This window comes from Rhodococcus sp. JCM 9793 (assembly GCF_055380405.1).
The window spans coordinates 4,923,896-4,945,101 of sequence record NZ_AP043721.1 but is presented as its reverse complement, the minus strand read 5'-3'; the positions used below and the strand labels follow the sequence as shown (position 1 = coordinate 4,945,101).

The 21,206-nt window shown below is 67.2% G+C and carries 19 protein-coding genes and 1 pseudogene; 10 read left to right on the top strand and 10 right to left on the bottom strand.

Annotated elements, in window-relative coordinates; translation table 11 throughout:
• Window positions 1-41 precede the first annotated feature (41 nt).
• The 5 genes from ACZ46K_RS24825 to ACZ46K_RS24805 form a co-directional block, all read right to left on the bottom strand.
• Window positions 42-1,175: an Mrp/NBP35 family ATP-binding protein gene (locus tag ACZ46K_RS24825; protein ID WP_464745317.1), complete on the bottom strand. Its 1,134-nt coding sequence runs from the start codon at window positions 1,173-1,175 to the stop codon at window positions 42-44.
• 25 nt (window positions 1,176-1,200) lie between these two features.
• A complete protein-coding gene (locus tag ACZ46K_RS24820; protein WP_054810761.1) occupies window positions 1,201-2,082 on the bottom strand; it encodes a lytic transglycosylase domain-containing protein in 882 nt (293 codons plus the stop codon).
• A gap of 301 nt (window positions 2,083-2,383) precedes the next feature.
• Window positions 2,384-3,307: a lysozyme family protein gene (locus ACZ46K_RS24815; RefSeq protein ID WP_464745315.1), complete on the bottom strand. Its 924-nt coding sequence runs from the start codon at window positions 3,305-3,307 to the stop codon at window positions 2,384-2,386.
• Window positions 3,308-3,400: 93 nt separating this feature from the next.
• On the bottom strand, window positions 3,401-3,922 hold the full coding sequence (locus ACZ46K_RS24810; protein WP_464745313.1) for a DUF1003 domain-containing protein: 522 nt from the start codon (window positions 3,920-3,922) through the stop codon (window positions 3,401-3,403).
• Complete coding sequence (locus tag ACZ46K_RS24805) at window positions 3,915-5,189, bottom strand: magnesium transporter MgtE N-terminal domain-containing protein (RefSeq protein WP_054810926.1); 1,275 nt, start codon at window positions 5,187-5,189, stop codon at window positions 3,915-3,917. The genes ACZ46K_RS24810 and ACZ46K_RS24805 overlap by 8 nt, the downstream gene beginning before the upstream one ends.
• A gap of 400 nt (window positions 5,190-5,589) precedes the next feature.
• On the opposite strand from ACZ46K_RS24805, the pseudogene ACZ46K_RS24800 reads away from it, so the two are divergent.
• The 3 genes and pseudogenes from ACZ46K_RS24800 to ACZ46K_RS24790 all read left to right on the top strand — a co-directional run.
• A pseudogene (locus ACZ46K_RS24800) lies at window positions 5,590-6,458 on the top strand (zinc ribbon domain-containing protein); the annotation flags it as partial.
• A gap of 78 nt (window positions 6,459-6,536) precedes the next feature.
• Entirely contained in the window at window positions 6,537-7,493 is a 957-nt protein-coding gene (locus tag ACZ46K_RS24795) for an HpcH/HpaI aldolase/citrate lyase family protein (RefSeq protein WP_054810559.1), read from the top strand.
• Between the two features lie 102 nt (window positions 7,494-7,595).
• A complete protein-coding gene (locus ACZ46K_RS24790) occupies window positions 7,596-8,081 on the top strand; it encodes a YflT domain-containing protein (RefSeq protein WP_054807018.1) in 486 nt (161 codons plus the stop codon).
• A 34-nt stretch (window positions 8,082-8,115) separates the two neighbouring features.
• On the opposite strand, the gene ACZ46K_RS24785 is transcribed toward ACZ46K_RS24790, so the two are convergent.
• Together ACZ46K_RS24785 and ACZ46K_RS24780 are read right to left on the bottom strand one after the other, a co-directional pair.
• Window positions 8,116-8,775 (bottom strand): response regulator, encoded by a 660-nt coding sequence (locus tag ACZ46K_RS24785; protein WP_464745311.1) that lies wholly within the window; start codon window positions 8,773-8,775, stop codon window positions 8,116-8,118.
• A complete protein-coding gene (locus tag ACZ46K_RS24780; protein ID WP_464745309.1) occupies window positions 8,766-10,055 on the bottom strand; it encodes a sensor histidine kinase in 1,290 nt (429 codons plus the stop codon). Before ACZ46K_RS24780 ends, ACZ46K_RS24785 begins: the two co-directional genes overlap by 10 nt.
• 285 nt (window positions 10,056-10,340) lie before the next feature.
• Between ACZ46K_RS24780 and ACZ46K_RS24775 the strand changes: the two genes are divergently transcribed.
• The 4 genes from ACZ46K_RS24775 to ACZ46K_RS24760 are packed head-to-tail and all read left to right on the top strand — an operon-like array spanning window position 10,341 to window position 14,661.
• Window positions 10,341-10,544 carry a hypothetical protein gene (locus ACZ46K_RS24775; protein WP_464745307.1) on the top strand — a complete coding sequence of 68 codons (204 nt, stop codon included), beginning with the start codon at window positions 10,341-10,343 and terminating at the stop codon, window positions 10,542-10,544.
• Window positions 10,541-11,320, top strand: a complete 780-nt coding sequence (locus tag ACZ46K_RS24770; protein WP_054807015.1) for an ABC transporter ATP-binding protein — start codon at window positions 10,541-10,543, stop codon at window positions 11,318-11,320. The genes ACZ46K_RS24775 and ACZ46K_RS24770 overlap by 4 nt, the downstream gene beginning before the upstream one ends.
• The gene (locus ACZ46K_RS24765) at window positions 11,317-13,806 is read left to right on the top strand and encodes an ABC transporter permease (protein ID WP_464745305.1); all 2,490 of its coding nucleotides are present in this window, start codon (window positions 11,317-11,319) and stop codon (window positions 13,804-13,806) included. The genes ACZ46K_RS24770 and ACZ46K_RS24765 overlap by 4 nt, the downstream gene beginning before the upstream one ends.
• A gap of 21 nt (window positions 13,807-13,827) precedes the next feature.
• Window positions 13,828-14,661: a hypothetical protein gene (locus ACZ46K_RS24760; RefSeq protein ID WP_464745303.1), complete on the top strand. Its 834-nt coding sequence runs from the start codon at window positions 13,828-13,830 to the stop codon at window positions 14,659-14,661.
• Here the strand turns inward: ACZ46K_RS24760 and ACZ46K_RS24755 are convergent.
• Window positions 14,650-15,087, bottom strand: coding sequence for a protein-tyrosine phosphatase family protein (locus tag ACZ46K_RS24755; RefSeq protein ID WP_464745302.1), 438 nt, complete (start codon window positions 15,085-15,087; stop codon window positions 14,650-14,652). The genes ACZ46K_RS24760 and ACZ46K_RS24755 overlap by 12 nt on opposite strands.
• A gap of 77 nt (window positions 15,088-15,164) precedes the next feature.
• Here ACZ46K_RS24755 and ACZ46K_RS24750 point away from each other — a divergent pair, with 77 nt between their 5' ends.
• The 3 genes from ACZ46K_RS24750 to ACZ46K_RS24740 all read left to right on the top strand — a co-directional run bounded on the left by ACZ46K_RS24750 (window position 15,165) and on the right by ACZ46K_RS24740 (window position 18,225).
• On the top strand, window positions 15,165-16,280 hold the full coding sequence (locus ACZ46K_RS24750) for a winged helix DNA-binding domain-containing protein (protein ID WP_464745300.1): 1,116 nt from the start codon (window positions 15,165-15,167) through the stop codon (window positions 16,278-16,280).
• Window positions 16,281-16,302: 22 nt separating this feature from the next.
• Window positions 16,303-17,541: a GNAT family N-acetyltransferase gene (locus ACZ46K_RS24745; RefSeq protein ID WP_054807515.1), complete on the top strand. Its 1,239-nt coding sequence runs from the start codon at window positions 16,303-16,305 to the stop codon at window positions 17,539-17,541.
• A 90-nt stretch (window positions 17,542-17,631) separates the two neighbouring features.
• Complete coding sequence (locus ACZ46K_RS24740; protein ID WP_054807516.1) at window positions 17,632-18,225, top strand: suppressor of fused domain protein; 594 nt, start codon at window positions 17,632-17,634, stop codon at window positions 18,223-18,225.
• A gap of 3 nt (window positions 18,226-18,228) precedes the next feature.
• On the opposite strand, the gene ACZ46K_RS24735 is transcribed toward ACZ46K_RS24740, so the two are convergent.
• Both ACZ46K_RS24735 and ACZ46K_RS24730 read right to left on the bottom strand, forming a co-directional pair.
• Window positions 18,229-20,031, bottom strand: coding sequence for a hypothetical protein (locus ACZ46K_RS24735; protein WP_464745298.1), 1,803 nt, complete (start codon window positions 20,029-20,031; stop codon window positions 18,229-18,231).
• Complete coding sequence (locus tag ACZ46K_RS24730; protein WP_464749458.1) at window positions 20,022-21,134, bottom strand: magnesium and cobalt transport protein CorA; 1,113 nt, start codon at window positions 21,132-21,134, stop codon at window positions 20,022-20,024. Before ACZ46K_RS24730 ends, ACZ46K_RS24735 begins: the two co-directional genes overlap by 10 nt.
• Between the last annotated feature and the right edge of the window lie 72 nt (window positions 21,135-21,206).

Genomic DNA, 21,206 nt, shown 5'->3' with positions numbered 1-21,206 from the left:
GAGGGCCGTGCCCCTGAGGGGGCTGAGGTGCTTCGAACAGCTCAGAGGTGTCGAGTGGTGTCGATCCCCAGCGACATGCCGGCCAGACCACGGCGACGGACTGCAAGCTTCTCGGCGATCTCCCGCATCGCGATGCCCGGTGCTGAATCGGGTGCACTGAGGACGATCGGGGTGCCCGCGTCGCCGGACTCACGGACGGCCGGGTCGAGGGGAATCTGTCCGAGCAGCGGCACCGTGGCTCCTACGGCGCGTGAGAGCCGCTCTGCGACAGCCTGGCCGCCACCGGTTCCGAAGACATCCATCTTGGTGCCGTCGGGTAGTTCGAGCCACGACATGTTCTCGACGACGCCGGCGATGCGCTGACGGGTCTGCAATGCGATCGACCCGGCACGCTCGGCGACCTCAGCGGCTGCCTGTTGCGGGGTGGTCACCACGAGGATCTCCGCGTTGGGGACCAACTGTGCGACGGAGATCGCGACGTCGCCCGTGCCGGGCGGAAGGTCGAGCAGAAGCACGTCGAGATCGCCCCAGAACACATCGGCGAGGAACTGCTGCAACGCCCGGTGCAGCATCGGGCCGCGCCACACCACCGGAGTGTTTCCTTCGGTGAACTGGGCGATGGAGATCATCTTCACTTCATGCGCGACAGGCGGCATGATCATCCGCTCCACCTGGGTGGGCTTGGCGGACGTGCCCAGCATGCGGGGAATCGAGTGGCCGTAGATGTCGGCGTCGAGCACACCCACGGACAGTCCGCGATCGGCCAGCGCAGCAGCGAGGTTGACGGTCACGGACGATTTGCCGACGCCGCCCTTGCCGGAGGCCACCGCGTAGACGCGGGTGAGTGACCCGGGTTGCGCGAACGGGATGACGGGTTCGGCGGAATCGCCGCGAAGGGACTTGCGCAAGGCGGTCCGCTGCTCGTCGTTCATCACGTCGAGCGTCACCCGGATCTCACCCACGCCTGCGACGTCGGCTACGGCCTTGGTGACGCGATCGGTGATCTCGGTGCGCATCGGGCACCCGGCCGTCGTGAGATACACCTCGATATCGACACTGCTGTCGTCGCGGATGTCGACGCTCTTGACCATTCCGAGGTCCGTGATGGGCTTGCGGATCTCCGGATCCTGGACCCGTGTGAGCGCGCTTCGGATTTCGGACTCGAGGACTGCCATGGTGACCATGGTAGGTGGCGGTGGGTCAGTGGATACGCGGCAGGTCGGCTGCGCTGGGTGAGATGCCGGTGGAGTAGGCGGCAGACCAGGCGAGGACGTTCGCGACATACGCCATCGAGTTGTTGTAGCGGTGGATGGCCTTCGTCGAGTGCGCGAGGTTGCGCATGTCGAGGCCGCCGTCGCACAGGTACCGCGCGGTCGTCAGCGTCGAGTCGTAGAGGTTCTGGGGATCGGCCTTACCGTCGCCGTTGCCGTCGCCCGCGTACTGGTTCCAGGTGGTGGGGATGAACTGCATCGGTCCGACGGCCCGGTCGTACACGGCGTCGCCGTCGAGGGCACCACCCTCGGTGTCGTAGATGACGGCCTGGCCGGGGAGGCTGCCGTCGAGCGGCAGGCCGATCACGGGGTCGTTCAGGTTGCCGTGATCGTCGGCCTGGCCGCCGTTCGCGTGTCCGGACTCGACGCGGCCGATTCCGGCGAGCAGCGTCCAGTACATGCCGCAGCCGGGGTTCTCCTCGTTGAGGATCCGCTCGGCGTTGGTGTAGGCGTCGAAATTGATACCGGGAATGCCGAGGGGGCCCTCGTGCAGAACCTTGGGTTCGGGTTTCGGTGCGGGCGCGGCCTTCGGTGCGGGCGTGGCGGCGGGTTCCGGAACGAGCATGACGTTCTGGGCGACAGCGATGGCCTGCGGGATGTCGACGGAGTTCACGGCTGCGGTGATGTCGTCGATCGGTGTCGCGGCCGCTGCGGGTTCGGTTTCCTGCTGATGGATTCCGAGCAGGGTGCGGGGTGATGCACCGGCGGTAGTGGCGGCTGCAGCAACTAAGCCCACCGGCACCAAACCCGTCATGGCGATGACGGAATTGCGACGGATCTTCGAATCCAATGGCTTAGCGTGCCGGCCCACTACTACCTCCCTCGGGCGTCCCCTCGAGACGCCTCCGTTATATGGCCGGGCCGACACTACAGGATTTGATGCGCTTCCGTTATTCAACCGTGATGTAACGAGGGTTTACGGATACCTGGATGTGGCGTCATCGCCGGTGATGGCGGCATTCGAAAACGCACGGTCGCGCCGCTACGAGACGCTTCGCGGCGATCGGATCCTCGCAAACTGGGGAAAACTACCGTTACGCAGGTGTGATTTTAGTAACAGTAAAGATGGGGGGAATGTCCGTCTCTGCGCAAGGCCGGGTGTCCTGTGTGTGTCACTGCCCGCAGAGGGTGGGGACGAGGCACGGGATTTCCGGCAGTGCCGGAATCGTCATCATGGGTGATTCCGTCGCGGTCGGGCCGGTCTGCTCGTCGGCGGACTCGTCGGCGGTGTCGGGTGTGGCCGGGGCGGCCGCGTCCGCGGTGGGAAGCGGGACGGCGGCAGGGGTGGGGACAGCGGTCGGTGGCGTTGCGGGGACCGCCGGGGCGACCTCGGCGCCCTTCTTGTAGGCGTCGGACCACTTGTGCACATTCGCCAGGTACTCGGGGGAGGAATTGAACATGGCAGCCACTCGGGCCTCGCCGGCCTCGTCTCGCGCGGACGCGCCGTCCGCGCAGGCCCACACGCCCGCTGCGAGAGTCGCATCGAACACGTTCTGTGGGTCGGTCACGCCGTCCGCATTCCCGTCCGAGGGGAATCGCTCCCACGCGCCGGCAGGAAGCTGCATCGGACCGACACGGCCGTCTGGGGTCGTCCGTGCTGCGGTGAGGGTGCCGAGGACGTCCGTGTGCCCGTTCTCGGCGTGATTCGATTCGAGACGGCCGATCGCCGCCAGTAGGTGCCACGGCAGCCCGCATTCCGGCGAGTTGATCGCGAGTTGCATCTCGGCCGCGCGGTACGCGTAGAACACGAGTTCCGGGATCGCGAGGGGGCCGTCGCCGAGAATGGCGAATCCGTCACCGGGCATCGCCGGCGGCGTCTGCGCGAGGGGGTCGGCCGGGTCCCCGGTGACTGCGGACGGACTACGCATCGCCTGCGGAGCTGCCGGCTCGGCGGGCAGGATGCCCACTTCCTGCGCGACAGCGGTCTGCGTGGGCACGGGATCGACGGAGGCGCCGCTCGGTGCGGGCGTCGACGCTGTCGCTGCGAAACCTGCTGCCGCGAGCAACGGAACAACCAGAGTCGTCTGCCAGCGCACCGGAACACCCACCTTCGACCGAGCCCACATCACACCTGTTGTGACGCACATTACAGAAACAGGTCGGATTATGTGCAACCGGACGTTTCGGTATCAGCGACGGGGTGGTCTCGCCTGGTCGGTACCGGCGTCGTCTCCCTTGTCGGCTTCGGTGATCAATGTCTTCAGGTCTTCGAGTTCTCGGCGCAGATAGTCGCGTGTTGCGACCTCACCGACCGCGAGGCGCAACGCTGCAAGCTCACGTGCCAGGAACTCGGTATCGGCCTTCGTCTGCTCTGCGCGAGTCCGATCCTCTTCGAGCGACACACGGTCCCGGTTCTCCTGACGGTTCTGTGCGAGCAGGATCAGCGGCGCGGCGTAGGCGGCCTGCGTGGAGAAGGCGAGATTGAGCAGGATGAAGGGGTACGGATCCCACTGCAGACCTATCGCGAAGATATTGAGCGCGATCCAGACGATCACCACGACCGTCTGGATCGTCAGGTAACGGCCGGTGCCGAGGAAACGTGCGATCGACTCACTTACGCGGCCGACGGCCTCCACATCGAAGTTGACCCGGAATCGGGAGGTGCGGGGAGTCTCGAGCCGCTGCGTACCCAGGGGGTTGCGGTCACTCATCCTCTTCCTCCTCTTCGCGCCAGTCCTCGGGCAACAGATGGTCGAGCACGTCGTCGACGCTCACCGCGCCGAGCAGGTGCTGCTCGTCGTCCACGACCGGAGCGCACACCAGGTTGTACGTCGCGAAGTATCGGGTCACCGAAGCCAGGGAGTCCTCGGGATCGAGTCGCGGGAGATCGTTGTCGATGACGCCGCCGACGAGGCTCGCCGGCGGTTCGCGAAGCAATCGTTGCAGATGGACGCAACCCAGATATCGGCCGGTCGGTGTCGCGGTCGGCGGCCGGACCACGAACACCATCGATGCCAGCGCCGGGGTGAGATCCGGATTGCGCGCTCGGGCGAGCGCCTCCGCGACCGTGGTCGCGGGAGTGAGCACCACCGGCTCCGGGGTCATCAGGCCACCCGCCGTATCGGGTGAGTGCTCGAGAAGGCGTCGGACCGGCTCGGAATCCTCCGGATCCATGCGTTGGAGGAACCACTCGGCGTCGGTCTCGGGTAATTCGCCGAGCAGGTCCGCGACGTCGTCAGGGTCCATGGCCTCGAGGACGTCGACGGCACGGTCGACCTCGAGGTGCTTGAGTAGATCGGTCTGGTCGTCCGCGGGCAGTTCCTGCACGATGTCGGCGAGTCGTTCGTCGTCGAGCGCAGCCGCAACTTCGTTGCGGCGCTTGACAGGGAGATCCCGCAGCACGTTGGCGACGTCGGCGGGACGCATGTCCTCGAACTGCATCAGCAGCTGCGAGACACCCTGACCGGGTTGAGCGAGTGCCTGTTGCGTCAGGCCGTGCACGTGCTGCCATTCGACGACGTGTACCGGGGCGCGGCGGGAGAGTCGTCCGCGGTGGCGTCGCACCGCGACACGCGCGACCAGCCAGTCCCTGCTGCGGGTGAGTTCGATCCCCAGATCGACAACGGTGACGTCCACCCCGGACAGGTCGGTGAGCTCAGGATCGTCGATCCGCACGCGGGAGTCCAACACCTGCGCGAGGGCAAGCACCTCGGACGGGCGCTGCATGAACCTGCGCAGACTCACGTTGCCGGTGACGAGCGTGACCGAACCCGGCGCGATGGCCGTCACCCGCAACATCGGAACGAAGATCCGTTTCCGGGTCGGAAGTTCCACGACCAGACCGAGCACACGCGGCTGCTGGCGGCCTATTCGGATGGTGAGCACGACGTCGCGGACACGACCGATCGATTCGCCGTCGGGGCCGAGCACGACCAGGCCGGCCAGCCTCGCCGCGAATACCTTGCTCACTGAAGCCAATGGGTAACTCCCAACCAATCGGTGTCAATGGGCCAAGCATAGAAGCGGCCCCGGACCGGGCTTCCCTCCCGATTCCTGGGTCGTGACTCACAACGGGTAGAGCTCCGTCATGAACCGGATCGTAGAGCGCGGCTACGAGTGAGCATTCCTGTCGGTGTTCGGCGTTACGGTCGAGGCACGGTCGGACCACAGCGAGGTACTGGCAGCGGAACTGATCGACAACGCTCGAGGCAACGGGGGAGTTGTGACGGCCACCATCGACAGACGTCAGTTCGCGTTCACCACCCGACCCCACCTCGCGGTCGACGACACCACCGGCGACCCGATCGGACTCGACGACCTCGATGTCCGCATCCGGTGGCTGCTCGACCTGATCACCGGCGCCGAAACCGACCTGCTCATCCCGACCACCAGCGCCCCGATTACGCGGGCGCAGTGGCGGGCGGTCCGGTTGACCGCGACACTCCCACCACACCTGCATGGTCGGGCGGTCACGCAATGGCATCGCCCGACCCTGACCTTCGATGGCCGCGGGCTGTTGCTGCGGTGCGCGGCCACCGAGGCCGTCCCCACCAATGATCTGGCGGCCGGCACGGTCGCGGTGGGGGTGGACTGGTCACCGGCCACCCTCGGGGCCGCCGCTATCGCCACCGACACCGGCGGCGGGTTGATGTCGGACTATCAGGGCTACACGTACGACGACCGGGGCCTCGGCATCAAGCTGGCCCGGTTGCAGGAGGAAGGGCAACTGCTGCAACGCAAGTCGGCGCGCCGCAAAGCCGCCCATGCGCTTGCCCATACCGCCGCCCGGGTGGGTGCGGTGGCGGTGACGGTACCGGCGCGGGGGTCGTCGGCGTTGTGTCCGGGGTGTAATGCGCCGCTGGCCCGGCCGGGTGGTTATCACCACGCGTGGTGCGAGTCCTGTCGACTCGGTGGGAATCGTGATCATGTGGCGGGGTGAACCTTGCCAAACGTGCCCTCCTCGGCCGAGGTGCGGCGGTCCGAACCCGCAGTGGAAGCCTGGAGATTCGGACCACCGAGCATGCCGCGGTGCGCCAGTGTCGCGACAAGACCGGCCCGACCCCGAGGAGGCCGCGGCATCGCCGGGTCCGCCACAGTATTGCGACCCCGTCACCCTCGAAGGGGGTGAACAAGTCGAGACCTCATCCTGCATCTGAAGCGTCGGTGTGGGACACGGTCGAGCCTGCAGCATCGGATGATGGTGTGGGTAGCCGTGAGGTACGTTCGTCTTCGCCGCCTGCCACTTAGGTGGCAGAAGGTGTCAGATTTACGTAGACGCCAGATCCTGCAGACGCAGATCACGGAACACGGAGGTTCGGTCACCCCATGTCGTTCTCATTCAGGCCCAGACGGTCGGTACTCGCGGTTCCGGGTAGCAGCCGCAAGATGATCGACAAGGCGAAGGGCCTCCCCGCCGATGCTCTCTTCCTCGATCTCGAGGACGCCGTGTCGCCGCTTGCAAAGGAGCAGGCGCGCACGACCATCGTCGAGGCATTGAACGAGGACGGTTGGGGCGACCAACTCAAGGTGGTGCGGGTCAACGACTGGACCACCGACGCCACCTACCTGGATGTGTCGACCGTCGTCGGCGGCGCGGGTGCGCACCTCGACGCGATCCTGCTGCCCAAGGTGCCGGACGCAAGCCACGTGAAGGCGCTCGATCTACTGCTCACCCAGGTGGAGAAAGCTCACGGACTCGAGGTCGGGTGCATCGGGATCGAACCGCAGATCGAAGACGCGATGGGTCTGACGAACATCAACGAGATCGCGACGGCCAGCCCGCGCGTTCAGACCCTCGTGTTCGGCCCCGCCGACTTCATGGCCAGCATCAACATGCGCACCCTGGTGGTGGGGGAGCAGCCCGAGGGCTACGACCGCGGCGACGCCTACCACCACATCCTCATGACGATTCTCATGGCCGCGCGTGCACACGGACTGCAGGCCATCGACGGCCCCTACCTGCAGATTCGCGACGTCGAGGCGTTCCGTCGGTCGGCGCAGCGCTCGGCAGCACTCGGATTCGACGGCAAGTGGGTGCTGCATCCCGGTCAGATCGATGCTGCCAACGAGGTCTTCAGTCCGCGGCAGGAGGATTACGACAAGGCGGAGATGATCCTCGACGCCTACGAATGGCACACCTCCGCGGCGGGTGGTGCTCGTGGCGCCGCGATGCTCGGGGACGAGATGATCGACGAAGCGAGCCGCAAGATGGCCCTCGTCATCTCTGCGAAGGGTCGTGCTGCCGGTATGGCGCGTACCACGTCGTTCGAGCCGTCGCAGTAGCTGTTTCGCCGTCCGTGTTTCGAATCCCGGCAGAATGGACACGAGCGTGGATGTCGCGTCGCAGGGAATCGAGACGATGACGGCAAACGAGAAGGAGCAAAGATGACGAATCCACTAGGGGCCGGCCGGCCGGCCCCGGGCCTCCCGGAACCGCCGAGCGGGTGGCCGGTCGGCTCGTACACGACCTATGCCGAAGCGCAACGTGCTGTCGATCATCTCTCCGACCAGAACTTCTCCGTCGAGGACGTCACGATCGTCGGTGTCGACCTCATGCAGGTCGAACGAGTCACCGGCCGGTTGACGTGGGCCAAGGTGATCGGCGGCGGCATCGTTTCCGGCGCGTGGCTGGGCCTGTTCTTCGGCCTGCTCCTCGGGATCTTCTCCACCGACTTCATCGGTCCGCTCATCGTGGGCCTGGTCGGCGGCATCATCTTCGGGTTGATCTCGGCGACGATCCCCTACGCGGCCACGCGCGGGCAGCGCGACTTCTCGTCGACGATGCAGTTGGTCGCCAGGCGCTACGACGTCCTGTGCGATCCGCGTAGTGCAGAGAAGGCACGCGACCTGCTGGCCAAGCTGGCTCTGTAACCACGCGGGTCTCGTTCCCACCCGAGGTTGCGTGTCATCCTCGAGCGCCGGTGGCGTCGAGGTGCCGCAGCACTGCGACGACCCGCCGGTCGGAGTCGTCGCCGGCCTGCAGACCGAGCTTGGCGAAGATGCTCCGGATGTGCTTGTGGACCGCATTCTCGGAGATGAACAACCGAGTCGCGATCGCGCCGTTGCCGAGCCCTTCGGCCATCACGGCGAGGACCTCGCGCTCTCGCCCCGTCAGGTCGGCGAGTCGGTCGGCGGCGCGTTGCCGTGCAAAGAGCTGGGCAACCACCTCGGGATCGATCGCGGTGCCGCCGCCGGCAACGCGGTGTAGGGCTTCGAGGAAGGTGCCGACCCGCCCGACACGTTCCTTGAGCAGGTATCCGGTGCGATGCGCACCGCCCGCGAGTAGTTCGGTGGCGAAGCTCTGCTCCACGTATGCGGACAGCACCAGGACGGCGAGCTCGGGATGAGCAGCCCGGGCTGCGACGGCAGCCCGGATGCCTTCGTCGGTATGGGTCGGTGGCATTCGGACGTCGACGATCGCGACGTCGGGGCGATGCTCCTCCACGGCGTCGAGCAGCGCGTCCGGATCGCCGACGCCGGCGACCACGTCGACTCCCTCGCCGCGCAGCAACAGTACGAGCCCTTCCCGGAGCAACGCATCGTCCTCGGCCACCACTATCCGCACGGGATCACCGCCGTCACTGTCGTCGGCCCACCGGCCGGGCTGTCCACCTGCAACGTCCCATCATGCGCCTCGACGCGTCCGCGGATCCCGGCGAGTCCGGAACCGAGTCCGACGACCGCACCCCCGGAGCCGTCGTCCGTCACCTCGACCACGAGTGTGTTGTCCTGCCGCTGCACCTGCACATCGGCCCGCTGAGCACCGCTGTGGCGGGTGACGTTCGTGAGCGCCTCGGCCACGGTGTAGTAGGCCACCGCCTCGACGGCCACGGGGCATCGGGGAGAGACATGTGCGTCCACCCGGGTCTCCACGGGGCATTGCGCGGCCAGCGCCGACAACGCACCCGGCAATCCCTCGGACTCCAGGACCGGCGGCAGAATGCTCCGCACCACCGAGCGTAGTTCTGCGAGGGCAAGTTCGGCGCTCTGCTGGACCCGCTCGAGGAGTGGGTCGGCGGTGGCAGGATCCCGGGCCAGGGCCTGGCGGGCCGCTCCGGTGAGCACGGCAACGGTTACGAGCCGATTCTGCGCGCCGTCATGCAGCGCCCGCTCGATCCGACGCAATTCCACCGCGTGGGCGTCCAGCGCGGCCGCTCGTGTCGCCGTCAACTCGGTGACACGAGCGGACAGGTCGACGTCCGGATGCGGCGGCAACCACCGGTTACCGGGAGCGACCTGCGCCCGCAGAAGCGAGGGGGGCAACACGAACCACAGGATCGCCCAGCAGATGCCGGTGACGATCGCCCAGCGTGCATCGGCCGAGGAGTCGATGGGCAGCAGGCCACCGAGCATGGTCGCGCCACCGGGCGGAGCCAGGTGCCACCACAGCGGTGCGGTGAGCTCCTCCACCGCATTCGAGAGCAGTTCCAGCGGCAGTAGGCCGACGACGAGCCCGAACGTCGCATGGATGCACAGCCATGCGATGTCCCGCCGAGGTGCGGGATCGGAGCGCAGGAACTGCCACGCCTCACGCCACTCGGTGGGATTTCTGCTGTACGGCTGTGGGACAGGACTTCCGATCGCAGTGAGCCGTCGTCGTTCCAGATCTGCGATCCACCGGACGGCGGACAGCATCGGTGCGAGCAGAAACACTCCGATACCCACCAGGCAGAACGCTGCGACCAGGGCCGAGGCAATCACGCCGACCAGAGCCAGGATAGCGGTGCCGGCTCCGAGCACCAGCCATTTCGTCGCGACGGCCGCTTTCTTCACCGCTGCTACTGCATTCTCGCGCAGCGTGGTTCGTCGAGAGTCGCTCCCGGCTGTCGAGGGCTCACTGGTCATAGATCCCCCTCGAATGCTCGCGTGGTGGGTGTGCGTGTAGGTGTGCCGACGGTATGCCCTGTGCGGCTGCGCCGTCCATGCGGGCGCACAAAGGTACAGCCTGCTGTACCGGAAGCCGGTAGCCGTCGGGATGTCGGGACGACGTGGCCGCTCATAGCGTCGAGACCAGTGAACGAACGACTGCGCCGCGCAGTGTTTGCGGCCTCGACTCCTGGAGGAGACATCGTGGACGACCCGTACAGCATCCGACCGAACCATGGGTCCGGAACACCTGAGCCACACTCGATGGCAGACACACGACCGGGCGGGGATCCCCCCGACCGGGCGACCGGAGCGCTGTGGGTCGCGCTCGCGGTCTTCGTCGGCCTGAACGCGGTGTCCTCGATCGCAAGGCCCGACAATGTTCTGTTCTCACTGGTTTTCGGGATTCCCGCCGTCCTCTGCCTCGCGGCACTTGTGGCGCGCTACCTGAAGCGGCGACGCCCGTGAACACCGCCGTAGAGAGCATACGCACCACTGCCGAGCGTGAGTCCGTGTCCGCCGCGATCCGGCTGGAGGCGGTGACCAAGGTCTATCGGTCCAAGAACAATCGAAGCGGCACAGCAGCACTCGACGACGTGAGCTTGACCGTCCCGCGTGGCGTGTTCCTTGCCGTCATGGGTCGGTCCGGTTCCGGGAAGAGCACGCTCCTGCACTGCGCGGCCGGACTCGACGCGCCGACTCGCGGCAAGGTGTGGATCGGCGACACGGAGATCGGTCGGTTGCGGGAAACCGCCCGTACGCGGTTGCGACGCAAACGGGTGGGATTCGTATTCCAGGCCTACAACCTGATCCCATCCCTGACCGTCGAGGAGAACATCACCCTTCCTTTGCGCCTGGCCGAGACACCCGGCGACACAACGTGGCTCGCCACGATTGTCGACCGGGTAGGACTCCGCGACTTCCTCTCTCGCACACCCGGTGAGCTCTCGGGCGGACAGCAACAGCGGGTTGCGATGGCCCGCGCCCTCGCGACGCGCCCGGACGTCATCTTCGCCGACGAACCGACGGGCGCCCTCGACCCGGCCACCGGCGACCAGATCCTTTCCCTCCTCGACGATCTCGTGCGTGACCTCGGACAGACGGTCGTGATGGTCACCCACGATCCCGTGGCCGCGGCCCGGGCACACGACGTCGTGGTGATGGCGGCCGGACGCATCGATCGGGTCCTACGCGGTGCCGACGCACGTACCTTGACTGCCCTGCTCGGAGGCCGAGCCCGATGACAGTGCGTTTGCCGGCCCGGGTCGGTGAAACACTTGCGGTGATCTGTGCTGTGGCGGTGGGTGCGACCCTGGTCACGTTCTGTCTCGTCATGGCCGAGTCGGGGCTGCGGTCGAAGGTGCCCACGGAGCGGTTCGCGGGCATCGACATGGTCATCGGCGGCGACCAAAGCGTCCCACAGGACGAAGACTTCGATCCGGTGCTACCCGAGCAGGTCGGGGTTCCGACCGATCTCGCCGACGACCTGTCGCAGATACCGGGGGTGCGTGCGGTTGCGGCGGATCTGAGCTTCCCGGCCGTGGCGACCAACGGTCGCGGCGCGGTGCTACCCGCGGAGTCGGTCCGAGACAATGGACACGGGTGGAACTCCCTTCTCGGAACGGTCGGCCTGACCGGTGATGCACCGAGCGGTCCCACCGACGTTGTACTCGCCGCGGATGCAGCCCTTGCGGCCGGTGTCTCGGTCGGTGACCCGGTGGAACTATTGCTCCGCGGACAACTGCAGGACATGAGCGTCACCGGCATTGCAGATCTCCAGAATGGCGGCGTCTTCGTCAGCGACACCACCGCGCGCGAGCTCTCCCGGAAGCCGGCGGACGCCGCGGACCTGCTCACCGTCGCTTTCGACGACGACGCGGATTCCGCCGCGATCACCGGCCGTGTGGAAGAACTTGTGGCGGGACGAGATCTCGTGGTCGCGACGGGCGATGACATCGGCCGTGCCGAACGACCCGCGGCGGCGTCGGGGACCGGAATGCTTACGGCCGCAGCGTTCTCCGTCGGGGGAGTGCTGGTGGTCCTCGTCGGATTCATCACCGCGGGAGCGGTGTCCGTCGGCGTGGCGAATCGGTCGCGGGAAATTGCATTGCTCCGAGCCGTGGGGGCGACACCGCGACAGATCCGGTCGATGACCGCGCATCAGACGAGCCGCGCGGCGTTCGGAGCTGTGGCCGTGGGCGTGATCGGCGGCTACCTGCTGTCTGCGGCGGCCACACGGCCGTTGACCACCGTGGGCATGCTCGCACCCGGGCAGCTACCGAGCTGGAGTCCCGGTCCGGCGCTCGGTGCCGGCCTGCTGATGCTGGGCATGGTTCAGGTGGCTGCGCGCGCGGGGTCGCTGCGAATCTCCCGGATGCCGGCCACGGAAGCGATCCTCGATACCGAGGCCGAACCGCGCGGCGGAGGTCCGCTCCGGACCAGGGTGGGATTCGTGGTGTTGGCGTTGTCGGCCGGATCAGCCGTCGTCCCCCTCGTGATCCGCAGCGAGGAAGCTCTGATCGGTACGGCATCGGGAACACTCCTGGCGATCATCGGCGTGGCGCTGATCGCCCCCGCGATGGTCGGTCGTGTCTGCCGGTGGATCGCACCCAGGACCGGTGCTGCGAGCAGGTGGCTGGCCGTGCGGAACTCGGACAGCTACGCCCTGCGGACCGGTGGTGCCATCAGTGTCCTCGCACTCGCGGTAGGACTGTCGACCACACAGATCTTCGCGCTGACCACTGCGAGCGCCACCGCGGACCACGAGGTGGGCGAAGGCACCGTCGCGGAGGTGGTCGTGTCCGCTCCCGCTGCGGGCGGCGTGTCGTCGTCGGCGCTCGAGTCGATCCAGCGCGCATCCACGTCGACCACTGCCGTCGCACTGATCCGGTCCACCGCGATACGTCCGTTCCAACAGGACGGCGGGCCGCGCGCCGAGGAATACCCGATGCTCGCTGTCGGGTCCGACGTCGGACAGGTACTCGATCTCGGTGTCACCGACGGCGACTTGTCGGGCCTGACCGGTGCTTCTGTGGCAATGGATTCCGGTGCCGCCCGGCTCGCCGGGGTCGACGTCGGCGACACTCTGCCGCTGATCCTGTCGGACGGGACCGAGGTGGAGCCGACTGTGGTGGCAACCTACACCCGTGGCTTCGGCTTCGGCAAGATCGTCGCGTCGCTGGATCTACTCCCGCAGGGCCCGGGCGGGCCCTACGACCAGGTGCTCGTCGCCGGTGACCACGAGAGGATCACCACCGAACTCGCACCGCTTCTCGCGGATTCACCCGGGCTGCGGATCGACGATTCGTCCACGGCCCTGGTGGGCCCGGCTGCCCAGGACCCCACGCGCGTACTCAACATCGCTGTCTCTCTGGTCCTGATCGGGTACATCCTGCTCGGCATCGCCAATCGGCTCGTGGCGACCACACTCCGGCGCCGACGGGAGTGGCAGCTGCTGCGGGCCGTCGGGGCCACTCCGCGCCAGCTCCGCTCGATGGCGTGGTCGGAAACCGCGCTCGTCTGCCTTGTCGGATCCGTCATCGGACTCGCGATCTCTCTCGGTCCGATGACGATGTTGGCCATCGGATTCGTCGGAAAGCCTTGGCCCCAGGGCCCGCTGTGGTCCGTGGTGGGGACGGTGATCGTCACCTGCGTCGTCGCGTACCTGGCGACGGCACTGCCTGCACGCCATCTCCTGCGGGGATCGGGTGTCCCTGTGCCGGCAGGGTGATCGGCCACTACTCTCGATCACATGCCCACGCTCGACTCGGTGGCGGACTCCCTGTACCGCCTCGACCCCGGGGAGTTCATCGCCGCGCGCACCGAGTACGCGGCGCAGGCCCGCGAGTCGGGTGATCGCGAGCTCACCGCCGCGATAGGCCGACTCCGCAAGCCGACGGTCGCGGCGTGGCTGGTGAACCTGCTGGCACGTGAGCGGGCCGACGAACTCGGTGTCCTCCTCGACCTGGGCGACGCCCTGCGCACTGCGCAGCGAACATTGTCCGGCCAGGACTTGCGCGCATTGTCGACACAGCGCCGGCAGGTGATCTCCGCGCTCGAACGGGACGTCGCCGAACTCGCCTCCGAACGGGGGAGAAACGCCAGTGAGAGCGCCCTGCGGGAGGTCGCACAGACCCTCAACGCCGCTCTTGCGGACCCGGCAATTGCCGACCGCGTGCGCGCGGGGCGGCTCGACGCGATCATCGAGCCGAGTGGCATCGGCGACCTCGGCGGTTTCGGCGATCTGTCGTCGGCGCCGCTGAGCGTGGTTCCCGATCGGGCACCTGCACGAACCGAACGAGCAGCAGAGCGAGCCGAACTGAGCGACGCGATCACCGCGGCGGAGGAGGCGCGCCGCGCGGTCGATCGTGCGCGTGCTGCGGCCGCGGAGGCCGAGCGGGACTTCGCCCGCCACGAAGCGGGGGTTGCGGCGCTGCAGGAGAAGCTGGACTACGCGGAGCAGCAGCGCAAGTTCGCGCGGCGCGCGGTCGCGGCGGCGAAGAAGGACGTCACCGCTGCGGAACGCGAGGCATCCGCGGCAGAGACAGACGTGGCACGCCTGAGGGGGCGCCGCTCACGCGAGTGAACGGAACCGGGCGACGAATCGGCGCTGCCACGGGGTTTCGACCGCGCGAGGATCGTAATGGCGGCGGACGAAGGCGACGGCCTCCTTCGCCGGGATTCCGTCGAGCACCGCGAGGCACGCGAGCGCAGTTCCGGTGCGTCCCCGACCGCCGCTGCAGGCCACCTCCACCCGTTGCCGTCCCGCGCGGACCCACACCTCGTACAGAGCGTCGTAGGCGTCTCGGCCGTCGGACGGCACGCGGAAGTCGCGCCATCGAACCCAACGTGAATCCCAATCGATCGGGACCAGCGGACGCCCCTGGAGGTACACACCGAATTCGGGTAGCGAGCCATCTGGCAGCGGGGCGCGTAGACCACGCCCGCGTACGCGCCTCCCCGACGGCAGCTGCAGTACGCCGGGAGACTCGATGTCCCATTCCTCTTGCACGAGGGAAACCTACCCGTGCCGATGGCGCCCCCCTGCTCCGCACAGCGTCGTGTCGGACGTGTGTGTCAGGGTGCACTGTGACCACAGGCACCTTGACCGATCGTGCGCTCGGCCGCGCGACGCTTGCCCGTCAGCATCTGCTGCGCCGCAGCGACATGGATCCACTGACCATGATCGAGCACCTGATGGGCCTGCAGGCACAGGCCCCGACCCCGCCCTACTGCGCACTGTGGACCCGACTCCGCGGTTTCCGTCCGGAGTCGCTGTCTGCGCTTCTCGAGTCCCGGAAGGTGGTGCGGATCGTGCTGATGCGCGGCACTGTGTTCGCGGTGTCCGTGGCGGACGCGCACGCACTCCGCCCGTGGGTGCAACCATTGCTCGACCGCGACCTCAGCACGAATCAGACCTATCGCGAAGGACTGCGCGGCGTCGATCGAGCGGCGCTCTCGTCGTTCGCACGAGAGCTGCTCTCCGACACTGCGCGCAGTCAGATGGAGCTCCGACCGCTGCTCGCCGAAAAATTCCCAGGTCATGACCCTGCGGCACTCGCGCACGGTGTGCGGTGCCTGCTTCCGCTCGTGCAGGCCACGCCGCGCGGGTTGTGGGGGCGCTCGGGGCAGCCGCGTCTCGCGCCACTGGACGTGTGGGTGGGTCGGCCGGAATCGGATGTTCCCGGTCCGGATCAACTGATCCAGCGGTATCTTGCGGCGTTCGGCCCGGCGAGCATCCGCGACGCGCAGGCGTGGTGCGGTCTGACGCGGCTGTCGGAGATCTTCGAGCGGCTGCGTCCGGAACTCGTCACCTTCCGCGATGAGCGCGGCATCGAACTGTTCGACCTACCCGACGCCCCGCGCCCCGACCCGTCGACACCTGCTCCGGCGCGGATTCTCGCTCAGTTCGACAACGTGCTGCTCTCGCACGCCGATCGCCGGCGCTTCATCTCGGACGAGCACCGCGCCCGCATGATGACGAGGAACGGGATCATCCCGTCCATGGTGCTCGTCGGCGGCCGGGTGGCCGGCGCAGCGAAGTTGACGACCGGCAGCAGGTCCGTGGTGCTGGAAGTGACCCCGTGGAGGCCGCACACGGCATCGAACCGGTCGGCGATCGAGGCAGAAGGGATTCGGTTGCTGAAGTTCGCTGCCCCGGATGCGGACGACCACGACGTGCGTTTCGTCGACGACCCGGCATGAGAATGGCTCTAGTCTCGGGCTCATGAGCGCACACGAGAATCACGGTGAGCCCGAGATCCGAGTCCTCGGCACCGAGCAGGAGTTGCGGCAGGCGATGGCACTGTTCCGCACGGCCATGGTCGGCCTTCCGCCGGGGCCGGATTATCCCGAGGGCCGTATGGGCGACTATCTCGAGGAGGGGCGCACTCTCGGTGCATTCCTCGACGGTGCGCTCGTCGGCACCGTCGATGCGACGTCGGGATTCCTGGTGTTGCCCGGTGGTGCTCGGGTTCCTCATGCGGGTGTCACCCACATCGGAGTGCTGCCGACCCACACCCGTCGCGGTGTCGTCACATCCCTGGTGCGCCATCAGTTGCGCGCCGCCCAGGACCGCGGCGACGTCGTCGCGAGTCTGCGCGCCTCCGAGGCGACGATCTACGGCAGGTTCGGCTATGGCATCGCGTCGATGTCCACGACCCTCGAAGTGGATACGCATCGTGCGGTACTGCACCCGAACGTGACAGAAGGTGGGCCAGTTCGGTTCGCTCAGGATTCCGAGGTGTGGGATCTGTTGGAGCGCATCTATTCCGAACATGCGACGGATCGTCCGGGGCGGATCGAGCGCACATCGTACTGGTGGGCTTCGCAGCGTTTCCGCTTCTCGGCGGTGTCCGGCCCGGTCTACGTCGCGGTGCACGGCAACGCAGGTGCCGAGGACGGGTTCGTACGTTATCGCCCGGAGAACACGGGGGAATGGTTCGGCGGGCGCGAGCGCACGATCGTCGTGAGCGACTTCTTCGCTCCCACCGCAGAATCACACGCGGGGCTCGTCCGGTTCCTGCTGAGTCTGGACCTCGTCGACCGGATCGTATTCGACGGGGTACCCGCCGATGATCCACTGCCGTGGATGCTGACGGATCATCGCGGCGCTCGTGTCGCTTCTGTGTCGGACGAGACCTGGCTTCGCATCCTCGACGTGCGGCGGGCACTCGAAGCCCGGTCGTTCGTGGGCGCCGGGAGGGTCCGGATCGCGGTGACCGACCCCGTCTTCGCGGAGAACACCGCGGTCTTCGAGATCTCTGCCGACGGTGTGTCCACCTCGAGCGACCCGGCGCACCTCGAGCTCGGCATCGCCGAACTCGGATCGCTGATGCTCGGCGGGGTCGGTTGCCACGCACTGGCGGGAGCCGGGCGCATCACGGTGCACGACGGTGCTGCACTCCCGGTCGCCGACGCACTGTTCACGTGGCCTGTGGCACCGTTCGCCGGAACCATGTTCTGAATGCGACAGCGCGGCATCCAGGTGTGGTCGCCGCGTACCGGTGGGCACCACGGATGACGGTTCCGGGCCGAGGACGGTTAGATTGCTGAGGTGACCGAAGCTGTTCTCACCGCAGTCCGTGCCCACCTCGTCGCCAGTCTGTCCGGGGCAACCGGACCGGCGCCCGAATCTGCGTCGGTGACGTTCCTCGGTCTCGAGCCCATCGAGATCCTGCGGTTCGGAGCGGACGACTACCTCACCAGATTCGCGACACTCGGTTGTTCGCGTCATCCGATGGCCGACCCCACCGAGACCGTCGCCGATCCCACTCGGGGCCCACGCGCCGAGTTGGTGCTGAGCTTGCGTAGGGTGGATGGGCTCACCGCAGGTGTGCACCGCAGCCTGGCTGTGCTCGCGGCACTCCCGGCCGTGGAAGGGGTAGTACTCACCGCAGATGCCCTCCTCGATCTCGGTGAGCCACTGTGGGAGGGTGCGCCGTTCACCGCGGTGCTTCTCGAAGCGAGCGCCGTACCCGATCTGGAATTGCCCGAACCCGCCGATCCGGTGCGGTTCTTCGATGCGGTTCCGATCACGGCGAAAGAGGCGGCATGGAAGCGGCTGCGCGGCGCAGATGCCCTCCGCGAGGCGTGGGTGGAGGCAGGGATCGATATCCGCGACCCGGAGCGAGGCGCGGCGCGGATGTGACGGTCAGCTCGGGACGACGACTCCCATGGATCCGCCGCCGATGCACACGTTCAGGCCCGGCGTTGCCGACTCGACCTGCAGTGCAGCCCCGCCACCGGGGATCCGCACATACACCGAGTCGAGTCCTTCGGTGACCGGCACGGTGACGCCGGGGCTCCCTGGGAATCCGAGGTCTATCGCACCGTCGTCGGCGGCCATGTAATTGAGTTCGACGGTCCACTCCCAATCGCCGGCGGGCTCGTTCAAGCGCATCGATGTGACCATCCCATCGGTCACGGCGTACCCGCACTCGGGCACGTTTCCGGGAAGAACGCCGCGTAGCGGCATGAGTTCGGCGGGCACCAGCGCGCCGCGATCGTCGAGGACGCTCAGCGCGGTGGTGTGGTCGCTGATGTCGGAGCGTCCGGGCAACGCGGAGAAGACCGATCCGACGAGATTGTGCGGGTGCGTGATGGGCAGCAACACCCACACGGACACCGGGTGATCGAGCACGGACTCCTCCGGATGTTCGGTGAGCGCAGCCTTCGCGGTCGCGAGATATTCTCCGGTGGGGTTGTCGGTCCAGCTCCGGGCGAACGTCGCGGTCGACCACACCGAGCTCACGACGAACGCGACGGCACATGCGAGGGCGACCGCGCGTGACCACCTCGCCGACGGTCTGCGTTCGGGGGCGCGCAGGATGAGCGCAGCCGCCACCGCGACGATCACGGACGAATCTGCGAAGTAGCGCAGGGTCTGTGCCAATTCGTATGTCGTCTCGGGACCGAACCGCGTGCTGATCATGGCTACGAGCGAGGCGCACACGTACGCGACCGACGCGACCCACACCCATCCGGTCCGGGCCCGGCAGCGCAGACTCCATACCAGCGCACCCGCGACAGCGACCCACGCCGCGACCACGAGGACCAGCGGCGGGTCGGCCCACGGCGGACTCGGATTCCACCGGTCCCACTGCCACGGCCCACCGAGTAGCGACGGCGCCAGACCGTACGACAGGCCGTGGTGGGTCAGCCCCGCCACCATCGGCCAGGGCGGCACACCGAACCGCGATGCGACGACGGTGGCGTACCAGACCACCCAGACCGCCAGCACGACTCCGGATCCGAGCCACAGGGGGCGCGCTCGCTGCCACGCGACACGGACCGGCCGCCGAACACCGTCGACGCGACACAGCAGGGCGACCGTCACGAACGCGGCGAACGGTACGAGGATCGACTTCTCGAAGAACATCAATGCGCAGAGCGTGACCACGACGCCGGAGACGGCGTGCCGCCTCCGGCCCGTCGTCGCGAGTTGCAGGGCGTCACCGGCCACCCAGGCGAGCGCAGCCTGCATGGGGAGCGAGTTGAGGCCGGCAGCCCACCAGGCGAAGGCGGGCAGCGTCAACGGCGAGAACAGGTAGAACAGCAGCGGGCCCCACAACACCCGGCGTGAACCGAGGATCAACCACAACAGCCGCAACACTGCGAGCGACGCCAACAGCTGGCCTACTACGAGAGTCAGTGCGGCAGGCCACCATTGCATCGGTGCGAGCCACGTGACCAGTGAGGCAACTGCGAACGCCCCCGGCATCAGATGGCCGTCGTGGTCGTAGCTCAGCATTTCCGGTGACAGCAGCGGGTACGTTCCCGCGCGGCCGATAAGAATCAGGTCGTCCCAATAGAATTCGCCCCGGAAGGCGAGGACGCCGCGGATCGTGACCTGTATCGCGATGAGTGCGAGCGCGATGACCAGGACCGAACGCCTGCCGGGGCACGAACCGGCCGAAGCAGATTCGCGCTCGAGAAGTGTGGTGCTCACAGCCACTTGTTGCGGCGGAACAGGACGAACAAAGCCGTCACGATCAGGGCTATGGCACCGACCACCACGTAATAGGAGTATTCCCAGTGCAACTCCGGCATGTGGTCGAAGTTCATGCCGTACACACCCGCGATCATCGTGGGTACTGCCGCAATGGCAACCCACGCGGAGATCCGGCGCATATCGGTGTTCTGCTGAACCGTGACCTTGGCGATCGCGGCGTCGAGCAGAGTGCTCAGCGTTTCGTCGAAGGTCGCGATGCGGTCGGACACCGTGGTGTGGTGGTCGGCGACATCGCGGAAGTAGCGCCGGATGTCTTTGGGAATCGGATTTCCAGGTGACCGAATCAGCCGCTGGAGTGGCTCCGCGAGTGGCACCACCGCCCGTCGAAGCTGGACGATCTCGCGCTTGAGGAGGTAGATCTGCTCGACGGCGATCCTGGTGTCGGGAGTGAAGACGAATTCCTCGAGATCATCGACGTCCGGTTCCACCGCGGTGGTGACCGCGAGATACGAGTCGACGACATGATCGGCGATCGCATGCAGCACCGCTGCCGGCCCGAGACCGAGTTGCCGGGGATCGGCTTCGAGGTGGGAGCGCACTGCGGACAGCTCGGAATGATCACCGTGACGCACGCTGATGATGAAGTCGGGGCCGGTGAACAGCAGGATCTCCCCGGTTTCGACGATGTCGTTGGTGGTGGTCACCGATTCGTGCTCGACATAGGTCACTGTGCGCAGCACCAGGAACAGCAGGTCGTCGTAGCGCTCGAGCTTCGGGCGCTGATGGGCGTGTACCGCGTCCTCGACCATCAGCTCGTGCAGATCGAACGTGCGCGCCACGCTCGTCATCTGATGTTCGTCCGGTTGGTGGAGTCCGAGCCAGACGAAGCCCTCGCCGCGTCGACGAACCTCCGAGAGGGCGGCGGCGTGGGTGTACCGGCCGGGGAGTCGCGTGCCGTCGATGTAGATCGCGCAGTCGACCACCGCACGTTCGGCGGGGACGTGGATCGTCGGTACGTCGGTTGTCGTGCGGCGTTCCGGACGCGGCAGGGAGGGGTTCGGCAACGGGTTCCCTTCCGTGTCGAGGTGCCTTCGGCACGTGCCCATGGGGTGCTTTCGGCATGAGTCGAAGGCGCCGTCCGGTCGCTGGATCATCGTAGTCGCTGCACCTGACACACT

Coding starts and splice junctions, on each gene's coding strand:
- ACZ46K_RS24790 (WP_054807018.1), top strand. CDS start 7,596: ATGACGAATCCACTAGGGGCCGGCCGGCCGGCCCCGGGCCTCCCGGAA.
- ACZ46K_RS24760 (WP_464745303.1), top strand. CDS start 13,828: ATGCCCACGCTCGACTCGGTGGCGGACTCCCTGTACCGCCTCGACCCC.
- ACZ46K_RS24780 (WP_464745309.1), bottom strand. CDS start 10,055: ATGACCAGTGAGCCCTCGACAGCCGGGAGCGACTCTCGACGAACCACG.
- ACZ46K_RS24825 (WP_464745317.1), bottom strand. CDS start 1,175: ATGGCAGTCCTCGAGTCCGAAATCCGAAGCGCGCTCACACGGGTCCAG.
- ACZ46K_RS24745 (WP_054807515.1), top strand. CDS start 16,303: ATGAGCGCACACGAGAATCACGGTGAGCCCGAGATCCGAGTCCTCGGC.
- ACZ46K_RS24775 (WP_464745307.1), top strand. CDS start 10,341: ATGGCAGACACACGACCGGGCGGGGATCCCCCCGACCGGGCGACCGGA.
- ACZ46K_RS24730 (WP_464749458.1), bottom strand. CDS start 21,134: ATGGGCACGTGCCGAAGGCACCTCGACACGGAAGGGAACCCGTTGCCG.
- ACZ46K_RS24810 (WP_464745313.1), bottom strand. CDS start 3,922: ATGAGTGACCGCAACCCCCTGGGTACGCAGCGGCTCGAGACTCCCCGC.
- ACZ46K_RS24765 (WP_464745305.1), top strand. CDS start 11,317: ATGACAGTGCGTTTGCCGGCCCGGGTCGGTGAAACACTTGCGGTGATC.
- ACZ46K_RS24795 (WP_054810559.1), top strand. CDS start 6,537: ATGTCGTTCTCATTCAGGCCCAGACGGTCGGTACTCGCGGTTCCGGGT.